This is a genomic window from Collinsella sp. AF28-5AC (assembly GCF_003457875.1).
Classification (GTDB): Bacteria; Actinomycetota; Coriobacteriia; order Coriobacteriales; family Coriobacteriaceae; genus Collinsella.
The window spans coordinates 57,810-80,400 of sequence record NZ_QRTA01000010.1 but is presented as its reverse complement, the minus strand read 5'-3'; the positions used below and the strand labels follow the sequence as shown (position 1 = coordinate 80,400).

General features: G+C 60.4%; 19 protein-coding genes. All 19 read left to right on the top strand.

Going from position 1 to position 22,591, the window contains the following annotated elements; genetic code table 11:
• Position 1 precedes the first annotated feature (1 nt).
• Positions 2–475, top strand: a complete 474-nt coding sequence (locus tag DWZ01_RS07680) for a hypothetical protein (RefSeq protein ID WP_199412415.1) — start codon at positions 2–4, stop codon at positions 473–475.
• Positions 476–683: 208 nt separating this feature from the next.
• Positions 684–1,016, top strand: coding sequence for a MarR family winged helix-turn-helix transcriptional regulator (locus DWZ01_RS07675; protein ID WP_117758869.1), 333 nt, complete (start codon positions 684–686; stop codon positions 1,014–1,016).
• A 10-nt stretch (positions 1,017–1,026) separates the two neighbouring features.
• Positions 1,027–1,485: a hypothetical protein gene (locus DWZ01_RS07670; RefSeq protein ID WP_117848549.1), complete on the top strand. Its 459-nt coding sequence runs from the start codon at positions 1,027–1,029 to the stop codon at positions 1,483–1,485.
• Positions 1,463–2,818, top strand: coding sequence for a hypothetical protein (locus DWZ01_RS07665; protein ID WP_147332638.1), 1,356 nt, complete (start codon positions 1,463–1,465; stop codon positions 2,816–2,818). Before DWZ01_RS07670 ends, DWZ01_RS07665 begins: the two co-directional genes overlap by 23 nt.
• Positions 2,819–2,836: 18 nt before the next feature.
• On the top strand, positions 2,837–4,558 hold the full coding sequence (locus DWZ01_RS07660) for a hypothetical protein (protein WP_147332637.1): 1,722 nt from the start codon (positions 2,837–2,839) through the stop codon (positions 4,556–4,558).
• A gap of 146 nt (positions 4,559–4,704) precedes the next feature.
• Positions 4,705–6,180 carry a hypothetical protein gene (locus DWZ01_RS07655; RefSeq protein ID WP_117758865.1) on the top strand — a complete coding sequence of 492 codons (1,476 nt, stop codon included), beginning with the start codon at positions 4,705–4,707 and terminating at the stop codon, positions 6,178–6,180.
• Positions 6,180–8,285 (top strand): type IV secretory system conjugative DNA transfer family protein, encoded by a 2,106-nt coding sequence (locus tag DWZ01_RS07650; RefSeq protein WP_117848546.1) that lies wholly within the window; start codon positions 6,180–6,182, stop codon positions 8,283–8,285. The genes DWZ01_RS07655 and DWZ01_RS07650 overlap by 1 nt, the downstream gene beginning before the upstream one ends.
• Before the next feature lie 502 nt (positions 8,286–8,787).
• The gene (locus DWZ01_RS07645; RefSeq protein WP_117758863.1) at positions 8,788–9,078 is read left to right on the top strand and encodes a hypothetical protein; all 291 of its coding nucleotides are present in this window, start codon (positions 8,788–8,790) and stop codon (positions 9,076–9,078) included.
• A 4-nt stretch (positions 9,079–9,082) separates the two neighbouring features.
• Positions 9,083–9,583 carry a PrgI family protein gene (locus DWZ01_RS07640; protein WP_158557016.1) on the top strand — a complete coding sequence of 167 codons (501 nt, stop codon included), beginning with the start codon at positions 9,083–9,085 and terminating at the stop codon, positions 9,581–9,583.
• A complete protein-coding gene (locus DWZ01_RS07635) occupies positions 9,583–12,384 on the top strand; it encodes a VirB4-like conjugal transfer ATPase, CD1110 family (protein WP_117848544.1) in 2,802 nt (933 codons plus the stop codon). The genes DWZ01_RS07640 and DWZ01_RS07635 overlap by 1 nt, the downstream gene beginning before the upstream one ends.
• A gap of 177 nt (positions 12,385–12,561) precedes the next feature.
• A complete protein-coding gene (locus DWZ01_RS10735; protein ID WP_199412414.1) occupies positions 12,562–15,489 on the top strand; it encodes a phage tail tip lysozyme in 2,928 nt (975 codons plus the stop codon).
• A gap of 24 nt (positions 15,490–15,513) precedes the next feature.
• Positions 15,514–16,413 carry a hypothetical protein gene (locus DWZ01_RS07625; RefSeq protein WP_117848543.1) on the top strand — a complete coding sequence of 300 codons (900 nt, stop codon included), beginning with the start codon at positions 15,514–15,516 and terminating at the stop codon, positions 16,411–16,413.
• On the top strand, positions 16,410–17,600 hold the full coding sequence (locus DWZ01_RS07620; protein WP_117848542.1) for a type IV secretion system protein: 1,191 nt from the start codon (positions 16,410–16,412) through the stop codon (positions 17,598–17,600). Before DWZ01_RS07625 ends, DWZ01_RS07620 begins: the two co-directional genes overlap by 4 nt.
• Positions 17,601–17,605: 5 nt before the next feature.
• A complete protein-coding gene (locus tag DWZ01_RS07615; RefSeq protein ID WP_117848541.1) occupies positions 17,606–17,989 on the top strand; it encodes a helix-turn-helix domain-containing protein in 384 nt (127 codons plus the stop codon).
• The gene (locus tag DWZ01_RS07610; protein ID WP_117848540.1) at positions 17,955–20,066 is read left to right on the top strand and encodes a DNA topoisomerase; all 2,112 of its coding nucleotides are present in this window, start codon (positions 17,955–17,957) and stop codon (positions 20,064–20,066) included. Before DWZ01_RS07615 ends, DWZ01_RS07610 begins: the two co-directional genes overlap by 35 nt.
• 35 nt (positions 20,067–20,101) lie before the next feature.
• Positions 20,102–20,524, top strand: a complete 423-nt coding sequence (locus DWZ01_RS10730) for a hypothetical protein (protein WP_158557014.1) — start codon at positions 20,102–20,104, stop codon at positions 20,522–20,524.
• The gene (locus DWZ01_RS07605) at positions 20,521–21,150 is read left to right on the top strand and encodes a CPBP family intramembrane glutamic endopeptidase (protein ID WP_158557013.1); all 630 of its coding nucleotides are present in this window, start codon (positions 20,521–20,523) and stop codon (positions 21,148–21,150) included. The genes DWZ01_RS10730 and DWZ01_RS07605 overlap by 4 nt, the downstream gene beginning before the upstream one ends.
• Positions 21,151–21,270: 120 nt before the next feature.
• Positions 21,271–21,807 (top strand): DUF5067 domain-containing protein, encoded by a 537-nt coding sequence (locus DWZ01_RS07600; protein ID WP_117848538.1) that lies wholly within the window; start codon positions 21,271–21,273, stop codon positions 21,805–21,807.
• A gap of 106 nt (positions 21,808–21,913) precedes the next feature.
• A complete protein-coding gene (locus DWZ01_RS07595; RefSeq protein ID WP_117758853.1) occupies positions 21,914–22,555 on the top strand; it encodes a hypothetical protein in 642 nt (213 codons plus the stop codon).
• The last annotated feature ends 36 nt before the right edge of the window (positions 22,556–22,591 follow it).

Here is a 22,591-nt window from a genome sequence, read left to right as displayed (position 1 = left end):
GATGAATACCGCAGTCAAAAAGAGCGCCAAGTCCGCATCCTTCAGCGATGAGGAGCTCTTGCAGCTCCCGCTCGTTCTCAACTCCGACCAGGCCGCCAAAGTCCTCGGTTGCAGCCGCTCGAAGCTCCAATCAATGTGTCGCGCCGATACCGTCGAGTACCAACGCCTCCAAAACCGCTTCACCTTCAACCGCGATTATATCTTCAAGCTCGCGGGGATCAGCTACGAGGCTCTCTACAAGAGCGTGAGCGAGCGCTGCCTTGCGAGGGAGAAAATCAAAGAGCAGTACGCCCCGCTCTTCAAAAAATACGGCGTGGATATCTTCGGAGACGAGACCCTTCTGGGCGCAGGTGCGCCCGATAGTGCGGCTCTTATGAAAAACGACGAAGTTGAGGTGGACGAAGCACTGATCGACCAGATCGGAGAAGCCCAGCTCGGCAAGCTGCTACTCAAGACCCTTCTCAAAAATGCCTAGTTGACAAGCTCGGCATAGCGCCACAAAATCAAAGCATACCGGTTCCCCAAGCCGGACGATAGGAGATGAACTGCATGACCCGCCCTGCTGGGCGTGCGGCTGTGAACGCTGCCGCCTATCCGTGCAATCTGTTAGCTATCGACCCCGAGGGTATCAAGCCCTTCGGGGTCTTTTCGCCATGCACGTGCACTTTGGCAGGTGATCTCAAATGAGTTTCACCATCGACCCGTGGATGATGCGCGATCTCGATTTATCGGGAAACGAGCTCATCATCTTCGCCCTGGTCTGCGAAGCGGGCGAAAAGGGCCTCAGCGTCTCAAAACCTAAGCTCGCGTTCCTCAGCAACACATCGGTCACGACCGTCAGGCGTGTTCTGAGCGATCTGTCCGAACGCGGCTACATCGAGCGCACCCATGTCGGCGAGAACGAGCCGAGCACTTGGGTCGCATGTGTCGGCGAGCAGTCACCCAGCTCTCCCTCTCCTATCGAAACGCCTTCCGGCCGAAACAGCCGGAGCAGAGTCATGTCGATAGCAAAATAGGAGGACTATCATGGATTTCGCGTACAACAATCGTAGCAACAACCGTCTGGAGCAAGAGACCTACTGGAAGCAGTACGGCTGGATGAGCCGTCTCGGCCTCAACAACGCCAAGGCAATCGTCTTCGCGCTCATCTTCGAGCGCGACTGCACCGACGACCCCGCCCGTGAGCGCATCACCTCGAAATATATCGCGCAGGCCCTCGATGAGGGTTGCCCTGCCCCAGCCCGCGGTCGCAGGGCGGCCGAGCACGGCATCGCGCGAGTCTTCAAGACGCTCAACGAGCTTGCTGCCAAGGGACTCGTCTGCGCCGTCATGGACGAGGACGGCCTGTCGATGAGCTTCAAGTGCGATTACGATGCCGTGGAATCGGTTCTCGCCGATGCCGACAGCGGCACCGAGGATGCAAAGCTGGCTGACGGGTCAAGCGAAAGCGAGGTCGACGACGGTGCCTACGACAAGATGTCCTGATAACGCGCTCGACCGCAACTTCTATACCGTATTCGACTGGATGGTGGACCCGGCCGGGTTGGGTCTCAAGGCATCCAGCGCCGAGCTGTCGGTCTACGCCAAGATCTACTCGATGAGCCATCATTCGGCATACGGCTACTACGTCACGCAGGACCAGCTCGCCCTCGATCTGTATATCTCGCGCCGCTCCGTCCAGCGTGCGCTCGACAGCCTCTGCAAGGCGGGCCTCATCGGCTACACCGAGCTGTACCGTACCGGCAGGGAGGCGAACGGCATGAAATCGCCGCGCTCCTACTTCGCCGTCCAGGAGAAAATCAATGCCGCGATTGAGGCGACGATACCCGTTTCCGCCTCGCGGGGCGGGCAAATCCTCGATTTCGACTTTCAACAAAGCACAGGTCAGGCTGATGCGCCAACTTGTCACATCTCGGCTGTTGAAAACTCGAGTTTTCAACAATCCGCAGGTCAGGCTGATGCGCCATTTTGTCACAACGATGCGCCAAGTTGTCACATCGATGCGTCATTTTGTCACAACGATGCGCCAAGTTGTCGTATCGGCGCGACCTGCGCAAACGTCGAATCTGATGAAGATACCGCAGCGTCATCTAGCTGCGGAGATGCAGCAAAACCGCAGGATAGCGACCTGTCTTCTTCTGAACGCGACGTATATATAAATAATAATAAGAATAATAATGATAATTATTTTTCTTATTCTTCTGATAATCCCAACGAGGGAGATAGACATTGCGAAGGGAGTGGAAACGGCGAGCCGGGCGGTGAAGGCGGCTGGAGCGCCGAGGTCCGCTATGCGGCCCGCTTCATCGCCGACTCGTCTCCCAAGCATTGCGACGGCATCTTCCTCGAGAGGACCATGGACGCGATCCGCGATGCCATGAACGCGGGTGCCGATGCCGATGAGATATGCGACGCGTGGGACCTCTATCTCGATGAGCTCATGACGCAGAATTCCGAAGGCGGCTCGGCCGCCTTCAAGCGCTACGCGATGTTCCCGCTCAACTGGCTTCGCCGCGCGGACGGGTTTAGGTTCTATCTGAAGAAGGTCCGAGCGGCCAGCGGAAAATCTGCGGGAACCAGCCACGAGGATGCGCCCGAAAACGATTCGGAATGCGCGAATGAAGCCGAGGCGCTTGCGAGGAAGTACTGCCTCACCGCCAACAAGACGACCTCGGGCATCATCTGGACGTTCATGGGCGATTACCACTCGGCGATGATCGCCCCCCGCGCGAAGAACCGACGCGAGGCCCTTCGCTACATGTGCTCGGTCAAGGGCATCGAGGTGCCGAAGGATATCGACGAGTTGACGGAAAACTAAGATCCGATTGGAGAAGCAATGGGACAATTGCCTGCAGACGCCCCCTGCAAGGCGGCTCACAGCTCACGTAACCGCGCACGGCGCATGAAGGCCGCTCGCGCCGAGGCCAGACGGCTCGTTGACGAGGCTCGTGATAAGCGCGATTCGGCCTTGGCCGAACTTTCGTCCGTAAAGGCCGAGCTCGCGAAAACCAAGCAAGAGCATGAGCGCAAATGCGAGGAGTTCAAGCACAAGTGTGCCGAGATGGCTGCGGCGGTGGAGGCTGCGGCAGATAACGCCGCAGCCGCAGATGAGATTGAGAACCTCAAGCGCATCAATGCGGAGACGCTCGAATTCCTTGATAGCGAGCGGAGCAAGACGCAGGGCCTCTTGGAACGTCTCGGTGAGGCCAATGACCAAATCGAGAGCGAACGCAGCGAGAAGGAGGAGTTCCGTCAGGAAGTTCTCGGCCTGCGCTCCCGTTTAGAGAACACGAGCGGGATGTCGATAGATGAGGTCAACGGCCTTGTCGCTCGGGCACAGGAGGCCGAGAATCGCGCTAGCGAGCTGGCCTTCGACATGTCCACCCTCCAAAACCAGGCAGAGGACCGCGAGAGGCAGCTCGAGGAAGCTCGGGAGAGCTGCTGGCAGCTCAAGGCTGCTGCGGATGAGCAGATGAAGAGGCTCGAGAACCACAACGCCGCCTTGCACGATTCCGTCGCCCAGACCAAAGCCGAGCTCGAGACGGTTTCGGCCGAGCGGGACGAACTGCTGGGTAAGCTCGGCGATTCATCGAGCCGGATCGAGGAGCTGGAGTCTTCGCTCGAGGTCGAGCGGCAAGGCGCCAGCCACCTGCGCGACAGCGAACAGTCGAGCGCCGACAAGATCGGCGAGCTCGCGCGGGAAAACGAGGCCCTCGGAAAAAGTCTCGCCCAGACCCAGAAGGCACGAGCCGATGCGGCCGCAGCCCTTGAGGCCGTGCAGGCGAACAGCGAGTCGATCAAGGCGGACCTTCAGGCGGCACGGGAGGAGAACCACCGCCAGCGCCATGACTACGATCAGAAAATCGGAGAGCTGGTGCGCGGTCAGGAGCGGCTACGCGAGCAGGTGCAGGCGGCACAGGGCAAGCTCGAAGAGGACGCGGCGGAATACGAAAAGCGTATCGCGGAGCTTCAGGAGGCGCTCGATTCCAAGCAGGAAGAGGTCAACCGTGCCGTCAGCGATTCGCACAAGGATGAGTTGGAGCGTCTCCAGAAGGAGGTCGAGTCCGAGCGCGAACGAGCCGACCGAGCCGAGGGCGAGGCGCGAGCCGTAGAGCTTCTGCGGGAAGACCTGGAAAGCTACAAGGGCAAGGTCGGCGCCTTGCGGCAGCAGCTTTCGGTATGCTCGAACTTGAAGGACGACCTCGAGGATGCGGAGTCCAAGCTGATGGAAGCCACCGCACGCGCGACTGATGCCGAGGGCCGCGCACGTGCGGCCGAGCGGGATTCAAGCAGGCTCGCCAAGGAACTCGAGCGCGTCAACATGAAGCTCGCCGATGAGTCATCGCGTGCGGACGGGGCCTCGGCGGCTTTGCAGGAAGCCGACGGCGTCAAAAGCCTCGCCCTACCCCATGGGCTTCTCCCCGGGGAGGTGACCACCGTCGCGTTTGGGTCGGGATTCCAGAAGTTCCTCGTCAAGAAGCTCATCTACAAGTCCGACGGCAGCATCCTCGCCGAAAACGAGCACGGCCAGTCCGTATCGATGGGCGTTTGGCGCTAGATGGCACCTTCACTCCCGTTGAGTCGATGCGAAACGGTTGAATCTAACCGCTGCGGCACGACCCGAAGGGGGTTTCTCTCTCCGATGTAGCCTGCGCTGTGGCTGAGCATTGGGCTTGGTCACAGCGACCTTCGGAGGTAGAGGATATGCCATCAATTTCAGATGAGGCCGGAATCAAGCTGCTCAACATACTCGAGATGTTCGGCAGGGAGATGCTCAGGAACAAAATCAATGAGTCGAACCGCTTGCGAGCAGAAGCCCGAGACGCCAAGTCGGCGGCCAAGGGCCTATCGAACAACGGCAAGGGGATGAAAAAACAAGACTATACGACGACTTGGTTCGATTCTCCCGCTGAAGCGCAGGCGACCCTTCGCGAGTTGAAGCAGATCTCCCCGAAACTATTTGCCAACTCCACCGTCGTCGGCCACTTCCTCGTCCATCCGAAAGACGGAAAGGACAGTCACGGGAAGCGCACCCACACCATTCAAGATGCCATCTACGACATCAGCCGAGACCATCGATATGCCGCCCGCATCATCAATCTCGACAAACTCGATAAGGGCAAAGCGGACAAGGGCTATATCAAAAGCCTGCCCGATGGGGACTGCACCCGTTTCACGTTCGGAGAGTTCGAGAACGAGGCATCCTCGTTCAACGCCGCCTACTATTGCTCCATCTTGCAGGATTACGACATCAACGCCCGCCATATCGGCAACCAAGTCATCGTCAACAAAGGCGATGCAGATCACGCCTTGGAAGCCCTCGATATCGAGGGAAAGAAGATCCAAGCCATGGGACCCGAGCGCGGCGAGCTGTTCATGCGCCAGCGCTACAAGGACCGCATCGGCGTGGAATTCGAACCTCCGCTCATCGAAGATGGGACTGATGGATATGACGAGGCAGGCGGCGATATGGGTGTCGATATGCCGACGTCCGAGGTCGAGCCCGAGCATGGAGACGATAATCGTGCAGATGCCGATGAGCGTGCAGATGAGGGTGTAGACCCAGATCATGATGTGCGCGACCCGGACGATGGCGGGGTCTTCGCCCCGAGTCTCGATGACGTCGATGAGACACGCGGTGAGGAGAGTCCCGCCGGCAACGCCGCAGACGGCAAGACCGGACCTGAATCCACGGAGGCTATCGCCGAGGAGGAACTGGCCGAGAAGACGGTGGAGTCCGCGCCGGCAGTCCGAGCCGATGGCGATTTGAGCGCCGCCGATGCGGACGAGGCGCTGTCGCGCGAGACCCGCAAGGCCGAGCTACACGAGGATATCTCCAACAGCAAGACCACGGCGGACTGCGTCCAGGCTCGCCCCGATGCCCATAACGGTGACCTCTCCACGCCCTATGCCGACGGGCAGGATGCCCCCGGCACCGGGGACTCCGACGGAGACGGCATTCGCGATGCCGCCGAGGACCGCGATGGGGACGGGACGCCCGACAAGCTCGATTCGGATGCCGAATGTATCGATGACGACCCCGATTACGAGCCCGTCAGCATGAAGGAACGCAACATCGACGAGCTGATGAGTGACAAGGGCGAAGAGGCCGCATATGTCGCATCCCGCTCCGCTGCCCAAGCCGAGAAGGACGTCTCGCTCGAGACGGTGAACCGCTAATGAAGGTCACGAAAGAGGTGGCGCCGCTTTTGGGCGCGGCGGCTGCCACCCTCCCCTTCGCCTACCTCGGCAACAGGTTCGTCGACTGCGCCTGCTCCTATTCGGATATGCTCGAGGGCCTCACGGCCGCCCCTGCGGAGATGTGGGGCTTCATCGCCGCCCATCCGTTCCGTCTGTTGACGAACGACGCCGGCATGCTCGGCATGCTCCTCGGAATCTGCATCCCTTGGGCAATTGCCATGGTGTGCCTGGTCTATGGGCAGAAGAACACCCGAGTCGGCGAGGAGCACGGTTCGGCGCGGTGGGCCACCACCGAGGAACTCGCGCCTTTCATCGAGGATAAAAATCCGCAAGGATCTGCGAACGCGCTGCTTCTCTCGAAGAGCACCGGTCGCGCTTGGAGCCGCGAGGGCTTCTCGATGAACTACGACGGCAACATGAACGTGCTGGTCATCGGCGGCTCGGGCGCAGGCAAGACGCGCTACTATGTGAAGCCCAACGTGTGCCAGATGAATTCCGACCTGTTCATCACCGACCCCAAGGGCGACCTCCTGCTCGATGTCGGCAACATGCTCACGAACAACGGCTATGAGATCCGCTCGTTCAACACGTTCTTCCCCGACCGCTCCCTGATCTACAACCCGCTCCACTACGTCAGGACCGACCTCGAAATCCAGTCGTTCGCGGGACTTCTCATCTCCATGACGACGCCTCCCAAGTCCAGCTCGGGAGACCCGTTTTGGGAGAAGTCCGAGAAGATGCTCTACATGGCGCTCATCGCGTTCATGCGCGACTACTGCCCCGCCCAGGACTACAACATCGGCGGCCTTCTCAAGCTGCTGTCGATGGCCAAGGCATCCGAGTCCAACGAGAACTACAAGAGCCCGCTGGACCTCATCTTCGACGAAATCGAGACCGGTATGCGACGGGTCAAGCGCAACCCGAAGAATCCCGAGGTCAAGGAGCGTGCAGCTCAGAACCCGACCCCCTCGGACGCACCGGAGGAGATCTCGGTCTACACCGGCGCGGACGGCGAGCGCTTCGACCTCGTCCCGTCGGCATTCCGCCGTCATTCGGACAACAAGCGACCGTATGACAACGTCCACAAGAACGGAAAGCGCGGGTTCGACCCCACCGAGGACTACGCCTTGGAGAACTACCGCAAGTTCCAGTCCGCAGCCGGCAAGACGCTCAAGTCGATTCTGATCACCTGCAACGCACGCCTGGCGCCGTTCACCGCCGCCGAAGTGAAGCAGCTTGTCGTCGGCGAGGATCAGATGCACCTCGAGCGCTTCGGAGACCCCGACTCGAAGAACGCGATCTTCGCCATCTTCGACGACACGGACCAAAGGACGCTGGGCTTTCTGCACGGAATGATGGTCTACCAGACGGTGCGAGTCCTGTGCCACAAGGCCTTGGAGAAATACAACGGCAAGCTGCCGCGCCCGGTCAACTTCATCCTCGACGAGTACCGCTCCCTGTCGCTTCCCGCCGACATCTCGGGCTTCATCTCCGTCCTGCGCTCGCGAAACATCGCGATGTCGGTCATCTTGCAGGCCAAGTCCCAGCTCGCCGAGCTCTACGACGAGGCGACCGCCGACTCCATCGTGGGCTGCTGCGATACCGTCCTTTATCTCGGCGGCGGCAAGGCCAATAAGGGCACGACCTCGACCTGCGAGTTCATCTCCGATTCTTGCGGCCAGCAGACCGTCTTCCAGGAGAACTACTCTCAGAGCCACGGAGGACAGGGCAGCTGGTCGAAGAGCGGCCAGACCGTCGGCCGCGCCCTCATCGATCCCGCCGAGGTGGCAAAGCTCCCCAAGACGGAATGCGTCGTGCTCATCAACGGCGCCAACCCCATCGTCGATGAGAAGTACCCGCTCACGGAGCATCCGAACTACAGGATGATGGCCGATACGCCCGGATTCGATATCAAGAAGTACATGGCGGAGAAGCGCCGCCGCGAGGAACGCGAGTACTCCGCACGCCTCGCGAGTCAATCCAAGTCGATGCCGCGGCGGATGCCTTTGCGTGGTCGATCGGATGCCGAGGTCGGCAAGCACTACAAGTCCCGCGATACGGATTCAACCGGCAAGGCGGAATAGAGGGCAGCGGCTCTATTGATTCTGTGCAAGGGGTTCACGGGAGCGTCCGGCGAGCCCCTTTTTTGCATCTGCCCGAGGTCGTTAACTGCGCGAATGCCTCGATGTTGCCGCTGCGGCAAGACGTGGGTGCCTTTCGGCCGCGCCGTGTATCTTCGTGGCGTCCATTGGGTCGGCACGCCGCCGCCCTGTACCCGGTACGGAGGATCGCATGTCTACCGAAGCACCTGAAAAAGAAAAGCGCCGGACCCGTGACGGCCCGACGCCTTGACATGCGGTGCGCACCCCGGCCGCGAACGACCTACCTGCATTCCCTTGCGGGCCCCAAACAGTTCATGGGTGCGCTAGACAGGAGATGACAGCGGTTCTCACGAACCTCCTCACCCTGGCGCCTTATCGGCGCATACGCATAGTAACACATTTGGCGCATTTGGACCAATAAGGCATTTTCAAGCTACTTGGTCGATTTAGCACATCTGCACCGATACACCTGAAAGGAATACACATGAACCCGATTTACCACGCCCTTGCCGTAGCCACCGTCCAGCTCGGCCAGCTCGATTCCGCCGGCGGCATCCTCGGCAACATCACCTCCCTGCTCAAGGGCGGTATTCAGATGCTGGGCGCCATCATGGTCGTCTGGGGCGGCGTCACCATCGGCATCAACGTCCACAACGGCGCCTCGGGCAACGGCGCTGCTATCGCCGCTGGCGTCGGCACGCTGATCGGCGGCGTCATCGTGTCTGCCGCAGCCCTGTACTTCGGTACGCTCGACACCAGCTGGGTGCGAGGCTAAGCGGGTGCTGTCGGTACCGGTCCACAAGGATGTAACCGAGTATCAGCCCAAGGTCATCGGCGGCCTCACCGCACGCACGATCATCTGTATCGGAGCGGCGGTGGGCTGCGCCTTGGCTTTCGGCTTGCTCTGCACGTTCGTGTTCCACGTGGACATCAACGACGTCATCTACCTCGTATGGCTCGCCGCGGCTCCCGCCGCCCTCATCGGCTTCTATACGCCCCACGGCATGAACTTCGAGAAGTTCGCGCCGCTGTGGCTCGCGCACAACTTCAACGAGCAGTGCCTGGTCTACGTCAGCGCCAGCAACCGCGGAGAATTCAAGGCCGAGGCGGACTCCCTCAAGAAGGCGTATGCGGACGAGCGCAAGAAAGCCAGCAGCAAGGTGCTGACGAAACTCTACAAGACCAACGGCCTGGAGATGTGGGAACCGGGCGGGCCGCTTGAGCCGATGAACACCACAGCCCCCAACAAGAGACAGATCGAAGAATTTTGGAGCGACTAATGGCAAACAAGGACGAGAGCTTCAAGAACATGGAGACGCTCGCCGAGGGTCTCCGCCGCCCGGGTGAGGTCGGTTTCGAACTCGACCCCGAGTTTGCGAAGATGAGCAAGCGGGAGCGCAAGCGCTACGTCAAGAAGGTGCATAAGGAGCTCGACCGCGAGCTTGTCGGCAAGCGCCATGAGATTCGCGATGCCCGCGCCGCGGCGAAGGAGGCGGAGCGCACGCAGGCGAAAAGCGCCGCAGAGGTGACCAAGAAGCTCAAGGAGCGCAGCTCCAAGAGCGACAAGCTCACCGCCGAGCAGCGACGTCGCCGAGACAACGCCAAGAACGTGGTCGATGCCATCGGCTACAACCGAATGTTCGAGAACGGCATCTGCGAGGTCGAGGAGGGCTACTACTCCGAGACCCTTTCCTTCGACGACATCACCTACCAGAACGCCCGCGACGACGACCAGAAGACCATCCTCGCGGCGATGTGCGATATCTACAACTATTTCCCCGCCGACACCACGGTGCAGTTCTCCGTCGTCAACACGCCGCTGCGCCATGACCAGATCCGCGACCGCCAGTTCTACGACCCGTCGCGCCAGGCGAACGACGTCCTCAAGGAGGACGCCGAGACGATGAACGAGGTGCTTTCCGATAAGCTCGCCGAGGGCGTCTCGAACATCAAGCGATCCCGCTACATGACCATCGGCATCCATGCGAACAACCCCATCGAGGCACGAACCCGCTTCTCGCGCATCAACACCGACCTGACGGGCAATTTCGAGCAGATTCGCTGCGATGTCACGCCGATGACGGGTCTCGAGCGCCTGTCCGTCCTCCAGTCCCTGCTGCGCCCCGACCGCAAGTTCACGTTCGACTACGAGCGCGACCTGTCGATCTACAGTCCCGACAGCTCGAAGGACTTCATTGCGCCGATGAGCATCAACTTCAAGCCCGACGGCTCGAACATGTACTTCAAGGTCGACGACAAGTACTGCCAGGTGCTGGTCATGCGCAAGTACGACTCCCCCCTCGAGGACACGGTCGTCGCGAACCTCGTGAACATGTCGATGCCCATCGAGGTGACTTGGTATCTTCAGCCCATGGAGAAGTCCAAGGCGATCAACTTCGTCAAGACCCGCCGCGCATGGATCGATGCCGAGACCATCGAGGAGCAGAAGAAGGCCGTCCAGCAGGGCTACGACTACTCGATCCTACCCTCGGAGCTGCGATACTCCCGCGAGGAGACCGAGGATCTGCTGACGCAGCTCCAAGGCCAGCAGCAGCACCTCTTCATGTTCTCCGGCCTTATCTACACGTGGGCGGAGTCCCCCGAGAAGCTGACCGAGCAGGTACTCCAGATCCTCGACGTCGCGTCTTCTGCGGGCGTGCAGGTGGAGACCCTCGAGTACCGCCAGCGCCAAGGTCTGAACTCGATTCTGCCCCTCGGCCTCAACCACATCGAGATTTCCCGCCCGTTCACCACGTCGGAGGCGTGCATCTTCGTCCCTTTCGCCACCCAGGAGCTCGAGCAGGAGGGCGGTAGCTGGTACTACCAGAACAAGCTGTCGAACAACCTCGTGTTCGGCAACCGAGCCAACCTGGCAAGTCCCGTCGGCTTCATCTCCGGCAAGACGGGATCGGGCAAGGGATTCTTCGCCAAGAACGAGATTGAGGGCACGCTGCTCTCGAAGCCTGACGACCAGGTTATCATCTTCGACCGTGCCGGCGAGTACAAGCTGCTCGTCGAGCATGCGGGGGGCACCTATGCCTCGTTCGGTGTCGGCCTCGACGCGCACCTGAACCCGCTCGGCATGGACAAGCGCCGCGAATCCGAGGATTTCGGCACGCAGGTTGCTTTCAAGGCCGATGCCATGATCGCGCAGGCGGCGGCCGCGGCCAACGAGACCATGACCGTATTCTCCGAGGAGGAGCGCTCCATCATCCAGCGCTGCGTCGAGAACATCTTTCGCCGCTACAACATGGAGGGGGGCCGCGAGCCGATCCTCGAGGACTTCTACGAGGAGCTGAAGCGCCAGCCCGAGCCGATGGCGCAGAATATCGCCCTGCGCTATGAGCGCTTCGTCAGCGGCTACTCGAACTTCTTCAACCACGAGACCGACATCGACCTCACGGCCCGCACCGTCGGATTGAACTTCAAGGACGTGCCCGACTCCATGCTCGTCTTCGCGCTGATCTCGTTCTGCGAGACGGTGCGAAACATCATGTACAGCAACTTCGACCAGGGACGCAGGACATGGCTGTATATCGAGGAAATGGAGTCGCTGTTCAAGTACCCCTCGGTACTCAACTATTTCCGCCGATTCGCCAACGAGTGCCGTAAGTTCGGCATGTACCTGACGGGCATCACGCAGTCGACCGAATCCATGATCCGCAACCAGGATGCCAACGCAATCGTCAAGAACTCCGATTTCATCATGCTGCTCAAGCAGTCCAAGGAGGATCGCGACTACTGGGCGGACGCCTTGGGACTGTCGCCGCTCGAGGTCGCCTGCATCGACGAGGGCGCCCCCCGCGGTTGGGGCCTTCTCGTATTCGGGTCGGCCCGCGTGCCGATCAAGGGCGAGTTCCCGACTGATAACCACCTCTATGAGCTGTTCTCCACGGACCCGAACGAGTGGGCCGAGAAGAAGGCGCGAGAGGCACTCGATGCGGCAAAGCACGGCGGTACGGCCGAGAATGTCGCCCCGCAGGACGAGTTCCGCCGCCGCAAGCGCGTGCGCGGCCGCAAGAAGAAGCGCAACGAGCCGAAGCAGGGTTCTGAGAGTTCTGAGAGCGGCTCGGACGTGTAGCCAAATGTGAAGACGGGCAGTTGCCGCTGCGGCAACTGCCCGTCTATTACCGAGTGCCGGGTCGATACTTCGAGGCCGTAACCCAAATGATTTTGGAAGGAGGACATCTTGCCAGACGATTCCAAATATGGAAACGCAAGTTCCTCGTCTAACCTGAAAGATGGCAGCACGGCGAGCATGTCCTCTGCAGCAGAGCGCCAGCGGCAGGCTGCGGCGGTATATGACGATGCCTTGCAACGCACAGCCGGGGCTGGCGCAAATTTCTACCGCCATGTCGATGTGGCCAGTTCTGGATATTCCGCTAGCGCCGATGCGGCAAGCACGCCCAGCGCGGTATCGACTGTTATCCGCGATGCTGTTCCTAGTGCCTATAGCGCCGGCGTGATGGGGACTAACCATCAAACAGGCGGCGTGGAACAGGGTTTCGTTGCTGCGGCATCTCAGGGTCCTGCCGCCCCGATTGCCGCGCAGCCAATCCAACAGATCCCCAGCTCCATTACCTCCCGCATGGAGCAGCAAGGTACTGCCACCCAGTTTGCGGGCGGTGCCGACCGTGCCGCCGCCGCGCAGCGAAACATGATGACCTCTTTCGACGGCATCGATGCGGCCGGTATCGCCGGCTCCCGAGATTTCATCGATGGCGCTGCCGTGTCCGTGCAGGCCGATTCACGCGATGCCTTCTCCGGCGCGTATGATGCGGGCGTGGCGGGATTTTCCAAGTCCGTGAGCGGTGCGGGGCAGAGTTCGGCACCTATGCAGGGAGGTCAGCAACCTTTTGGCGGCGGCTCCCCTATGGCTGCCAACACGGGCGGCGCGGAGGAAAAAACCGAAGCCGTATCGGAGGCAATCGGTTTTGGATCGCACCAGGGTTCATCCGCATCGTGGGCATCTGCCGATATGTTCACCGGCGGCAAAGCGAGCGACGTACACCTCAGCAAGAAGATTCAGGAAAACCTGGATAACTCGAGGGCCGCCTATTTGCAGGCTAAGCAGGACTTCGCTGCTGCCGAGAAGGACGCCTTGGAGACGCTCGACGCCTCGGGATGGAACTCGGGCGTCCAGGCATCCGCATTTTCCGATTCCGCATCGAGAGCCGAGGGCTTCAAGGACGGACTCGGAAAATGCGCCAACGGCATCGAGCGAGCCGGGGTATCTGATTCCCGTGACTTCGGATTCATGACCCAGGCGGAGCGCGATGGCGCGGGTGGAACCGCCGCGCGTATCGGTAAGCCCCGCGGCGGGGACAACCATGGCGATGCGACGGGTACCGTATCCAATGTCGCCGATGCCCCCGATAGCGTCCGCGCTGCCGCGCAAAAGGTGGTCGCCGAGAAGGAGCACGTCCGGGCGGCCTCCGATGATATGGTCGCGGCCCACAGGGAAGCCTCGGCATTTATCACCAAAGCCGAGCAACGCGCCAAGACCGCCGCGAAATTCAAATCCGCTGCGGCAAACGCCTTGGTGAATTCAGCCGTCGCATCCATCGGGGACGATTCCGTGTCCGGCACGGCCATCCGCTCTACTGCCCGCGCCGCAGTCTCCGCCGGCCGCTCTATCAGGGCCAGCAGGGCCGCCGGAAAGCAAGCCGGGGCGCGGGGCTTCTTCTCCTCGTCCGCCGAGGCCGCCAAGTCGGCGGTTTTCGCGTTCGATGAGGAAGGCAGTCTCGACGGGGTCGAGAAGGCGGACGAGGCGGTACGCGCCGGACGCTATGTGCGCGGCAAGGCTCAGGACTTCAAGGCAGCCCGAGCCAAAGCCAAGGGCGGCAGCAAGTCGCAGCTCATGTCGCAGGCCGAGAAGAAGGCTGCGCGGGTGGCGGAGGACGGGCAGCGTGCCGCCTTCTCTAAATCGATGCAGCGCCGCTCCATGTCGATCGCCAGGGCGAAGGCTGCGGCGGGCGAGGCCGTCGAGGCCGAGCAGAAGGCCGCGCTCATCGGCAAGCTCACCGCCGGCCTCAAGGCGGCAGCGCAGCATGCCGTCGCGGCACTCCAAGCCCTCCTGAAGTCACTTGCCGCCGCTGTCGCCGGAGCAGTCGGCTCCCTTGCGACCGCTATCGGCGGCTCGACTTTCGGGATGCTCATCCTCGCCGCCGTTCCCGTACTAATCCTTTTGCTGGCTCTATCCGGCGGCAGCGCCGATCAGGAGGTTCAGGGAATGAACGAAGTGGAATCGCAGGTCGCATCGTTCTTCAGGGAGAAGGGGCTCGATGACCTGCAAATCGCCGCCATCATGGGAAACATGTACGCCGAGAGCGGCATGAATCCGGGATCGGAGGAAGGCGGCGGCACGAACGCCAACGGCATCGGACTTTGCCAATGGACGAATGGTCGCCACACGAATCTCGTGAACTATGCAAAGTCCGTCGGCAAGTCCTGGACGGAGGTTCAAGTCCAGCTCGATTTTTTCTGGGACCACGACAGCTGGGGATATTGGAGCCGCGCCTATACCATCAGGTCCGAGCACGGCCCCGATGGCTCGGAAAACCGTTCGCTCGATCCCGTCGGGGGAACCTTGGTCTCGGGAAGCAAGCGGGCCTTCTTGGCATCCACCGACCTGAAGGATGCCGTCAGGCAATTCTGTTACGGCTGGGAAGGGGCGGGAATCCCGCGCCTGAAGGTGCGCTATGAAGCCGCCGACAGGTATTACGAGCTGCTTACGAACCCGTCGGACGGCGATGGAGACCATGGCAACGGGACGGGCGCCCCGCAGATTGCGGGTGCATCGGCCCGCCAGCAGACCGTCGTCAACATGGCTTATGCCACCCCGTCTCCCGGACAGGGCTGGTGTGCCGCCTGGGTCACCAATGTCTTCCGCGCGGCGGGAGTGGGCTATTTCGGCGGCAACGCCTGCGATATGTGCCGGTCCTGGTGCCATAGCTCCAATAGGTCGGAGCTCAAGGTGGGCATGATTATCGCCGATGTCTCCCACCCGGGTACCGGTGCTCCCGGACTCACGTACGGACACGTCGGCATCTACATCGGCAACAACAGGGTCATGAGCAACGAGGGCCCCATCACGGTCAAATCGCTCGATACCTTCATCAGATTCTACGGCGCCGGTACCGGCTGCAAGTGGGGCTGGATCGGCGGAATCGACCTTTCGAAATAAACCTCAGACTGGAAAGGAGACAGGATGGATAAATTCATGGAGTTCCTCAAGAACAACACGGCGGTCGTCGCGGTCGCAGCGGGCATCGTGTTGTTCATCGCAATGAACGGTATCACGTCTTGCGTCGCGAAGGGCGGCGGGAACGACGCCCCAGCCGATGCGCAGGAGCAGTTAGAGCAGAAAAGCGAGCAACCATCTCATAAGGGGGATGCCGCCGATTCCAAAACCGAGCTGACCGAACGACAGCGCTCCGCCATCAGAGACTACGATCAGGCCACCAAGCAAATCGTCGAGCAGATCGAGAATTCGAAATGGGCGGCAAATGACGGCAGCGGTTCGATGACGATCAAGGACGGCATCATCACCGAGTCTTACGGAGAGTCCAAGGACTCGGTCAAGAAGACCAAAAAGCAGGTCCAGACCTTTGCAATCACTGCGGTGGATACCATCGCCGGCGACCAGACGGGAGCTTTAAGCTGGGAGGTCTTCTCCGTAATCGACGCGTCCGGCAACGACCACATAATGACCCTCAGCAGGGTCGATCCCGCTGCACTCACCGGCGAGGGCAACGACACCTATTTCGAGCTCAAGTGCGATATGTTCCACAATGAGAACGGCTATTCGAACAACCGTTGCGCCGAGAGCGCCAAATTCAACGGCATCGAGGGCGATAACTTCAAAAAGGCCATCGACGGCCGCACCAAGGAGTTCAAGCGCTCCGTTATCGAATACCTGCTCGCAAACCATTCCACCACGACCGAGCTGACGTGGGACGGCACGGTCATCGAGAACTTCAACGAGTCCACCTGCACCCTGACGTTTGGCATCAAGAACGCCACGAACGCAGCCGAGGATTCCCTGCCGAGCATTCTCGTCATCTACCACACCGACACCCATGAGTTCGAGGAGGTCGATGTCCAATGATGGACGTAGCCGCCATCAGGGTCGAAGCCCTCGATTACGCCCGCAATGAAGGCGTCCTCAACAAGGCGAAGCATCATCTCGTCGCGGTCGCAAAGTCTGTTGAGTGCAAGCTCGATGGCATCAAGTCCCCATCGGCCAGACGTGCGGGCGCGTCTTTCGCGCTGGCGCTCGGAATCATGCTGCTGTTCATGCTGCTGACCCCGCATTGCGCCGCGGCTTTCGGCTTGGATGACTTGGTCAACAAGGTCGGGGAAATGATCGGCTCTTGGACCGAGGCCATCGGTCAGGGCATCATGAAGTTCCTCAACGGAACCTTAGTCCAACCTATTGCCAACCTCATGCTCAAATGCACGCTGGGCGATATAAAGAATTGCGTCTCGGCGTCGGACTTGCTCTGCGACTTTGACCATCTCTTGGGAAATACGAGCGGAAAAATTAACCTCGCCGCCCTGGTCACCAACGTGTCCGACAGCGCCATCAAACCAGTCGCCGCCACCCTTCTCGCCATGGGCATGCTGCTCCAGCTCCTCAAGATTGCCAAGAAGATGGACCAAGGCGGCGGCATGATGCCCTCGGTCCGCGAGGTCGTCGCACTGTTCGTCTGGTGCGCCGTCATGATGTACATGGTCCGCAACGGCGTCGGAATCGTCAAAGACCTGTACTCCATCGTCTTGGAAATCATCAAGACCGCTAGCACGTCCGCCAGCTCGCTTGGGGCCAATGCCGGTACCGACTGGTGGAGCAAGGACAACCTTATCGTCTTCCCCGAAGACGGCAATATCATCGAAAGCCTGGTCATCCTGCTCGAAGTCGCCATTGCCTATATAGTCGCACAGTTCACCCTGGTCATCTCGTACGCCATGATGATCGGCCGCGCCATCGAGATCTACCTCACCGCCATGTTCGCACCCATCCCGTTTGCCCTCATGGGCTTCGATGAGACCCGCAGCTGGGGATGGGGATACCTCCGACAGTTCCTCTCGCTTTGTCTCGCCGGCGTCGTAATGGTCGTGGTCCTCTACATGTTCCCCTATCTGGTCGTGTCTGTCGTCGGCGATATCGGAACCGGCCTGAGCGGCATCGGGAATGTCGCCCATACGCTCGTCAAAATTATCGCCTGCTGTGGCGTAGTTGCCATGACCCTAGCTAAATCGACGCAGCTCGCCCGCGCAGCCCTCGGCGGCTGATAGCCATGGTCGCGGTCGATCCCGATACCGACCGCACGGTCGCCCTGCGCAAAGCCCGTTTCAAGGTGCGCCTGCGCAGGGCCGCCGAGGCGTGCGGTTACGAAAACCTGTACCAGCTCGGTCGCGTCTGCGGCATCAGCAAGGACTCCTTCAAGAAGTACCTGTCGGGGACGCGGCTTCCGAACTACGAATGCATCCTGCGGCTGGCCCTCGTTCTCGGTGTGCCCTGTGACTGGCTCATGGGAAGCGATGAGGGGCCGATGCTGCGCTCCGTGCTGAAAGCTAGGGAAATCGACGCTGCTTGGAAAAACAAAACCTCCAAGACCGCCCAACTGCCTTCTGAAAGGAGCCTCGATGATTCTCATACTCGCAGAGAAGCCAAGTGCTAAGCGCAACTTCGCTAAGGCCCTTGATGGGACTTCTGGAACCCATGGCGGGTCGCAGTATAAAATCTGCGCCCTCCGAGGTCATGTCATGGGGCTGCTCCCGCCCGACAAGCAGGTGCCTGCCGAGCAGTCCGAAGCCATGCAGAAATGGTCGCTGGAAGGGTTGCCCTGGGACCTCGGACAATTCGCTTGGAAGAAAGGCGTGCTCAAAGGCTGCTCCGATGTCATTTCCGAGTTGAAGCGGGAGCTTGCCGGGGTGGACGAGGTCTGCATCGCGACCGATGTGGACCCTTCCGGCGAGGGTGAGCTTTTGGCATGGGAGGCGCTCGAGAAGTGCGGTTGGCACGGCAAGACGAGCCGCATGTACTTCACCGACGAGGCTCCCGCGAGCGTCCAGAAGGCCTTCAAGGGCCGTAAGATGCTCGGGGCCATGGAGGAGGACGGAGACTTCGTCAAGGCCCACGTGCGTGAGCGCTGGGACCTCGCATCTATGCAGTTCGTGCGTGCCGCGACCTGCATCGCCCGCGACCACGGGTTTCATACGGTCGTGCGCGAGGGGCGCCTGAAATCCGTCATGGTGAAGCTCACGGGCGACCAGCTCGAGGTGTACAACGGCTATGTCAAGAAACCGTTCTTCGAGGCGCGATTCCGCGACGAGAACGGGAATGTCTTCGCGCGTACCTACGAGGACGGGGATGAGTGGCGTTTCGATAGCGCCGAGAAGGTCGATCTGGCCGCGCTCCATGAGTCGGCCGTGGTCGAGGACTCGAGGGCGAAGAAGCATACCGCACCCGGCAAGCTGCTCGACCTTGCGGGGCTATCGGGCATCCTCGCCCGCCGCGGACACAAGCCCGCCGATGTCTTGGCCTGCTACCAGAAAATGTATGAGGACCAGGTGGTCAGCTATCCGCGTACCGAGGACAAGCAGATCACGCCCGAGCAGTTCAACGAACTGTTGCCCCTCGTGGACAGGATCTGCGCGGTCGTCGGGGTCGATCCAGACATCTGCTCCCACAGGACCGCCCGCAAGACACACGTCAAGGAGGGCGGCGCTCACGGTGCCAACCGACCCGGTCCGAACGTCCCCGCTGCCCTCGCCGCGCTCGATGCATATGGCAAGTGCGCCCGCGATATCTACGTCGTGCTCGCCAAGAACTATTTGTCGATGCTCGCGGAGGACTATGAGTATGAACTCGTGAAGGCACACGTTGCCGATTTTCCCGAGTTCACGGGCTCGACGCAGATACCGCTGTCGCGGGGATTCAAGGCGATTTTCGATTCCGATGCATCGCAGGAGGAAGCCCAGGAGGGTGCCGAGAAGGAAAATACCGCCGAATTCGGCAAGACCGCCACGCCTTTCTGTTTCGAAGGCGCCAATAAGCGCCCGCAGAAGCCGACCATGAAATGGCTCACGAAGCGCCTCGAGAAGTACAACGTAGGCACGGGTGCCACGCGAACCAGCACGCTCGCCGAGATCACCAAGGACGAGGACCGCGCCCTCATGAGGGAGAAGAAGGGCACGCTGTCCCTCACCGATTGCGGCGCGGTGTCCTACAAATTGCTCGGAGGATGTCAGATAGCGTCGCCTGAAGCAACCGAGAGGCTCTTCAACCAGATGGAGGCTGTCGGCAGGTTCGAGTTGGATGCAAACGATGTGGTGAACTCCGTCACCGATATGGTTGTCCACGATATCGAGGTCATGAAGAAAAACGGCGAGAAGCTCGGCAGCTTGGGACCCGTTGGGTCCAAGGTCGTCGGGAAATGCCCGCGATGCGGTGCAGACGTCATCGACCGCGGCTCCAAGGCCAAGACGTGTAGCTGCTCCTCCAACAAGGGGAAGCGCGATAAGTGCGGCAAATGGGTCCAAACCGAAGGGTGCGGATTCGAGATTTGGAAGAGCGTGGCGGGAAAGAAGCTGACGGCGGCTCAGTTGGGCAAGCTACTCGAGGGCGGTACGACCGGGAAGATCTCGGGGTTCAAGTCGAAAACCGGTAAGGAATTCAGTGCGAAGCTCAAGCTGGCTGCAGATAAGTCGGGCAAGGTCGAGTTCGTGTTCGATGAGAAGGGGAAACGGAAATGAACGGTGAATTAGGGTGCCGCGACACGAGGGGTGCAATGGGTAGAGCGAATGAGGTCACGGTAATCGTGCTCAGGAAGCCCGATTGCGGCAGACATGTGGATAACGGCGAGGCGTTTCGGCTCGTCCGCCCCCTGTTCGAGACGAACGGGCTTGATGTCGGCGACTTCGCCAATTTGGCGAACGGGTTTCTGTTCTCCATTCGCCCTCGCACCGAATCATGGAACGGCACGGAGCGCGATGCCATCATGGCGGGACTCTCATGCCTGGGGTCTCTGGGGTTCTCCGGCTATATCGCACAGAAAGTCCTCGAGGACGAGGTGCCAATCGATGCCTGCGCGGTCGCCCTCGGGGTCGTCGCACTTGTCGCGGGTACGGCAGTCGTGGCGGGCGGCATCCTTGCCGGCATGAAGGGCATCCGCGCCATCGGCAGGCATCTGTTTGCAAGGAGGCTCGCGTGAACCAAGTCGAAGCCGAGTCCGAGGGTAACGGTATCCATCTGCGCTTTGCCTTCATCGCGCCCGCGCTGTTCGATGTCTCGCTTCTCGGCGCGGGGCTGATGACCCTTTCGGCGGGTCTGCCCGAGGATATCGCGCATGCCGTTTCATCGCTGGTCGCACTTGCGGCCATGGCATGGCTGTACCGGTCTTTCGGACTTGGATTCAACCGTCTCGGGGTCGTTGCCGTGCTTTCCGCTGTCAGTGCCGGGGTCTTGCTGCAAGCCGTCTCAATCGGCACTATCGCGATAGTCTCTAAAATCGATACTGCGGCGACGGTCGCCATCACACTCCCCTATCTGCTACGGCTTTGCGTTATCGATCCGGTTGCGGAGGAGCTGTGCTTTCGCGGCGTCTCGCTGGCGGCATTGGAGCGGTGCGGCTTGCCGTTCTGGGTTGCGAACCTCATCCAAGCCGTGCTGTTCGCCTGCTTCCATTTCAATGTCGTGCAGTCGGCATATGCCCTTGTCTGCGCCTTGGTCTTGGGCGGTCTCAGTCAGCGCGACGGGATCAGCTCGAGCATCATCGCGCATTGTGTCTGCAACCTGACGGGTCTGGTTCTCGGCTTGGTTCTCACCTACTTCGCCTAGCGATGGATCTTGTGGGCATTTCCGACGGCGAGCCGATAATCTTTCTGCAATTTATCGCCGTGCTATCATTGTGTCATAGGCCGTACCCCAAGCGGCTTTCGAGATAGACAGGATGAAGACATGAAGCGAATTATCGTTTCCGCAATGACGGCTGTCGCCGTTTTCGGTTTTGGTGCGGGTCTCGCTGGCTGCGGAGCAAGCATACAGAGCGGTCAATCAAACACCATTCAATCTGCGAGTGCGGAACTGGGTGATTCCTCGGTGAATATCAGCGTTGTCGGATATCGCCTGGGACGCGGGTCTTGGGAGGTCAATTCCTCAACGGAGACGGGAACCTCGTCCGGTTCTCTCGGAGCGCAGAAGGTACTCGTCTGCGACCTGCTGCTGACGAACAATTCAGACACCAAGATGATCATCTCGCCAATCGATATGCTGTCTGCGTCGCAAAATGGAGATACCCTGCAATTCGGGGCTTTGTACGATGATGAGGGCAACTATCGGAACCCCGAGTCGGTCGAGGTCGAACCGGGGCAGACTGCGTGCGGGATTGCCATCTGGAATATCGACGACCTGCAGGCACCCGTGAAAATCAAATTCAAGTGCGGCGGCGCGGTACTGCTGACGATCATGCCAAGCAAGCTCACAGAGGGCGAGTAGGCAGTTGGGTGCCTTGGCGGTGTGGGGCTACTTCTGTCCCGTTGCTGCGCCAGTGGACGGCAAACATCGAGTATGGAAGCGGTAAACCGCTTTGAAAGGACCTGCTATGAGTCAGATTGAGAACAAGATGGACGATTTCATGCCCTTCGGGGGTGAGATTCGAAGCAAATATCCGGAGGACGATGAGACAGTTCAGCATGCCATCATCGATGCATGCTTCGCTGCATTGGATGACATTATGTTTCCCATGGACGATCGGGGAAAGCGACCTTCGGAGTGCCAGGTGTTTTTCGCCGTGCAGCGCATGTACGGTGCCGAGGGGGAACGGGATTATTTCCTTCTCAGCGATGCCGATACAATCCCCGATGAGCACCCCTTTACACGCGATGGTGCAGACTGGGGTGAGTGCGGCGGAGCCCTTGCGTGTAAGGTCCTCAGCGAACCGCCGACCCTTCTGACGTTCCACGAACTTGCTCCCGCCGGTGTCGATACGCTCCGCGATGAGGACGGCTACCTCTTCGATGTGCCCAGCGAGGCGGTTGAGAAGGTTTTCGGCGATGAGACACTCACCATGCCTTCGATGCTCACGCTTCTGGAGGTTGAGTTGAAGGTCGATGATGCCCTTGCCGAGCTCGAGGCGCAGCCCGAGGCCACTGAGTCGCTCGATGAGCTTGTTAGTGCGAAGACCGAAGAAGCTTCGCTTGATGCCGAAGAGGATCTTGGGGAGCGTGGGGACGCAAACCGTTGACGGTTCGGCTTGGTGTGTAGCTCGGTAGGCGCATAA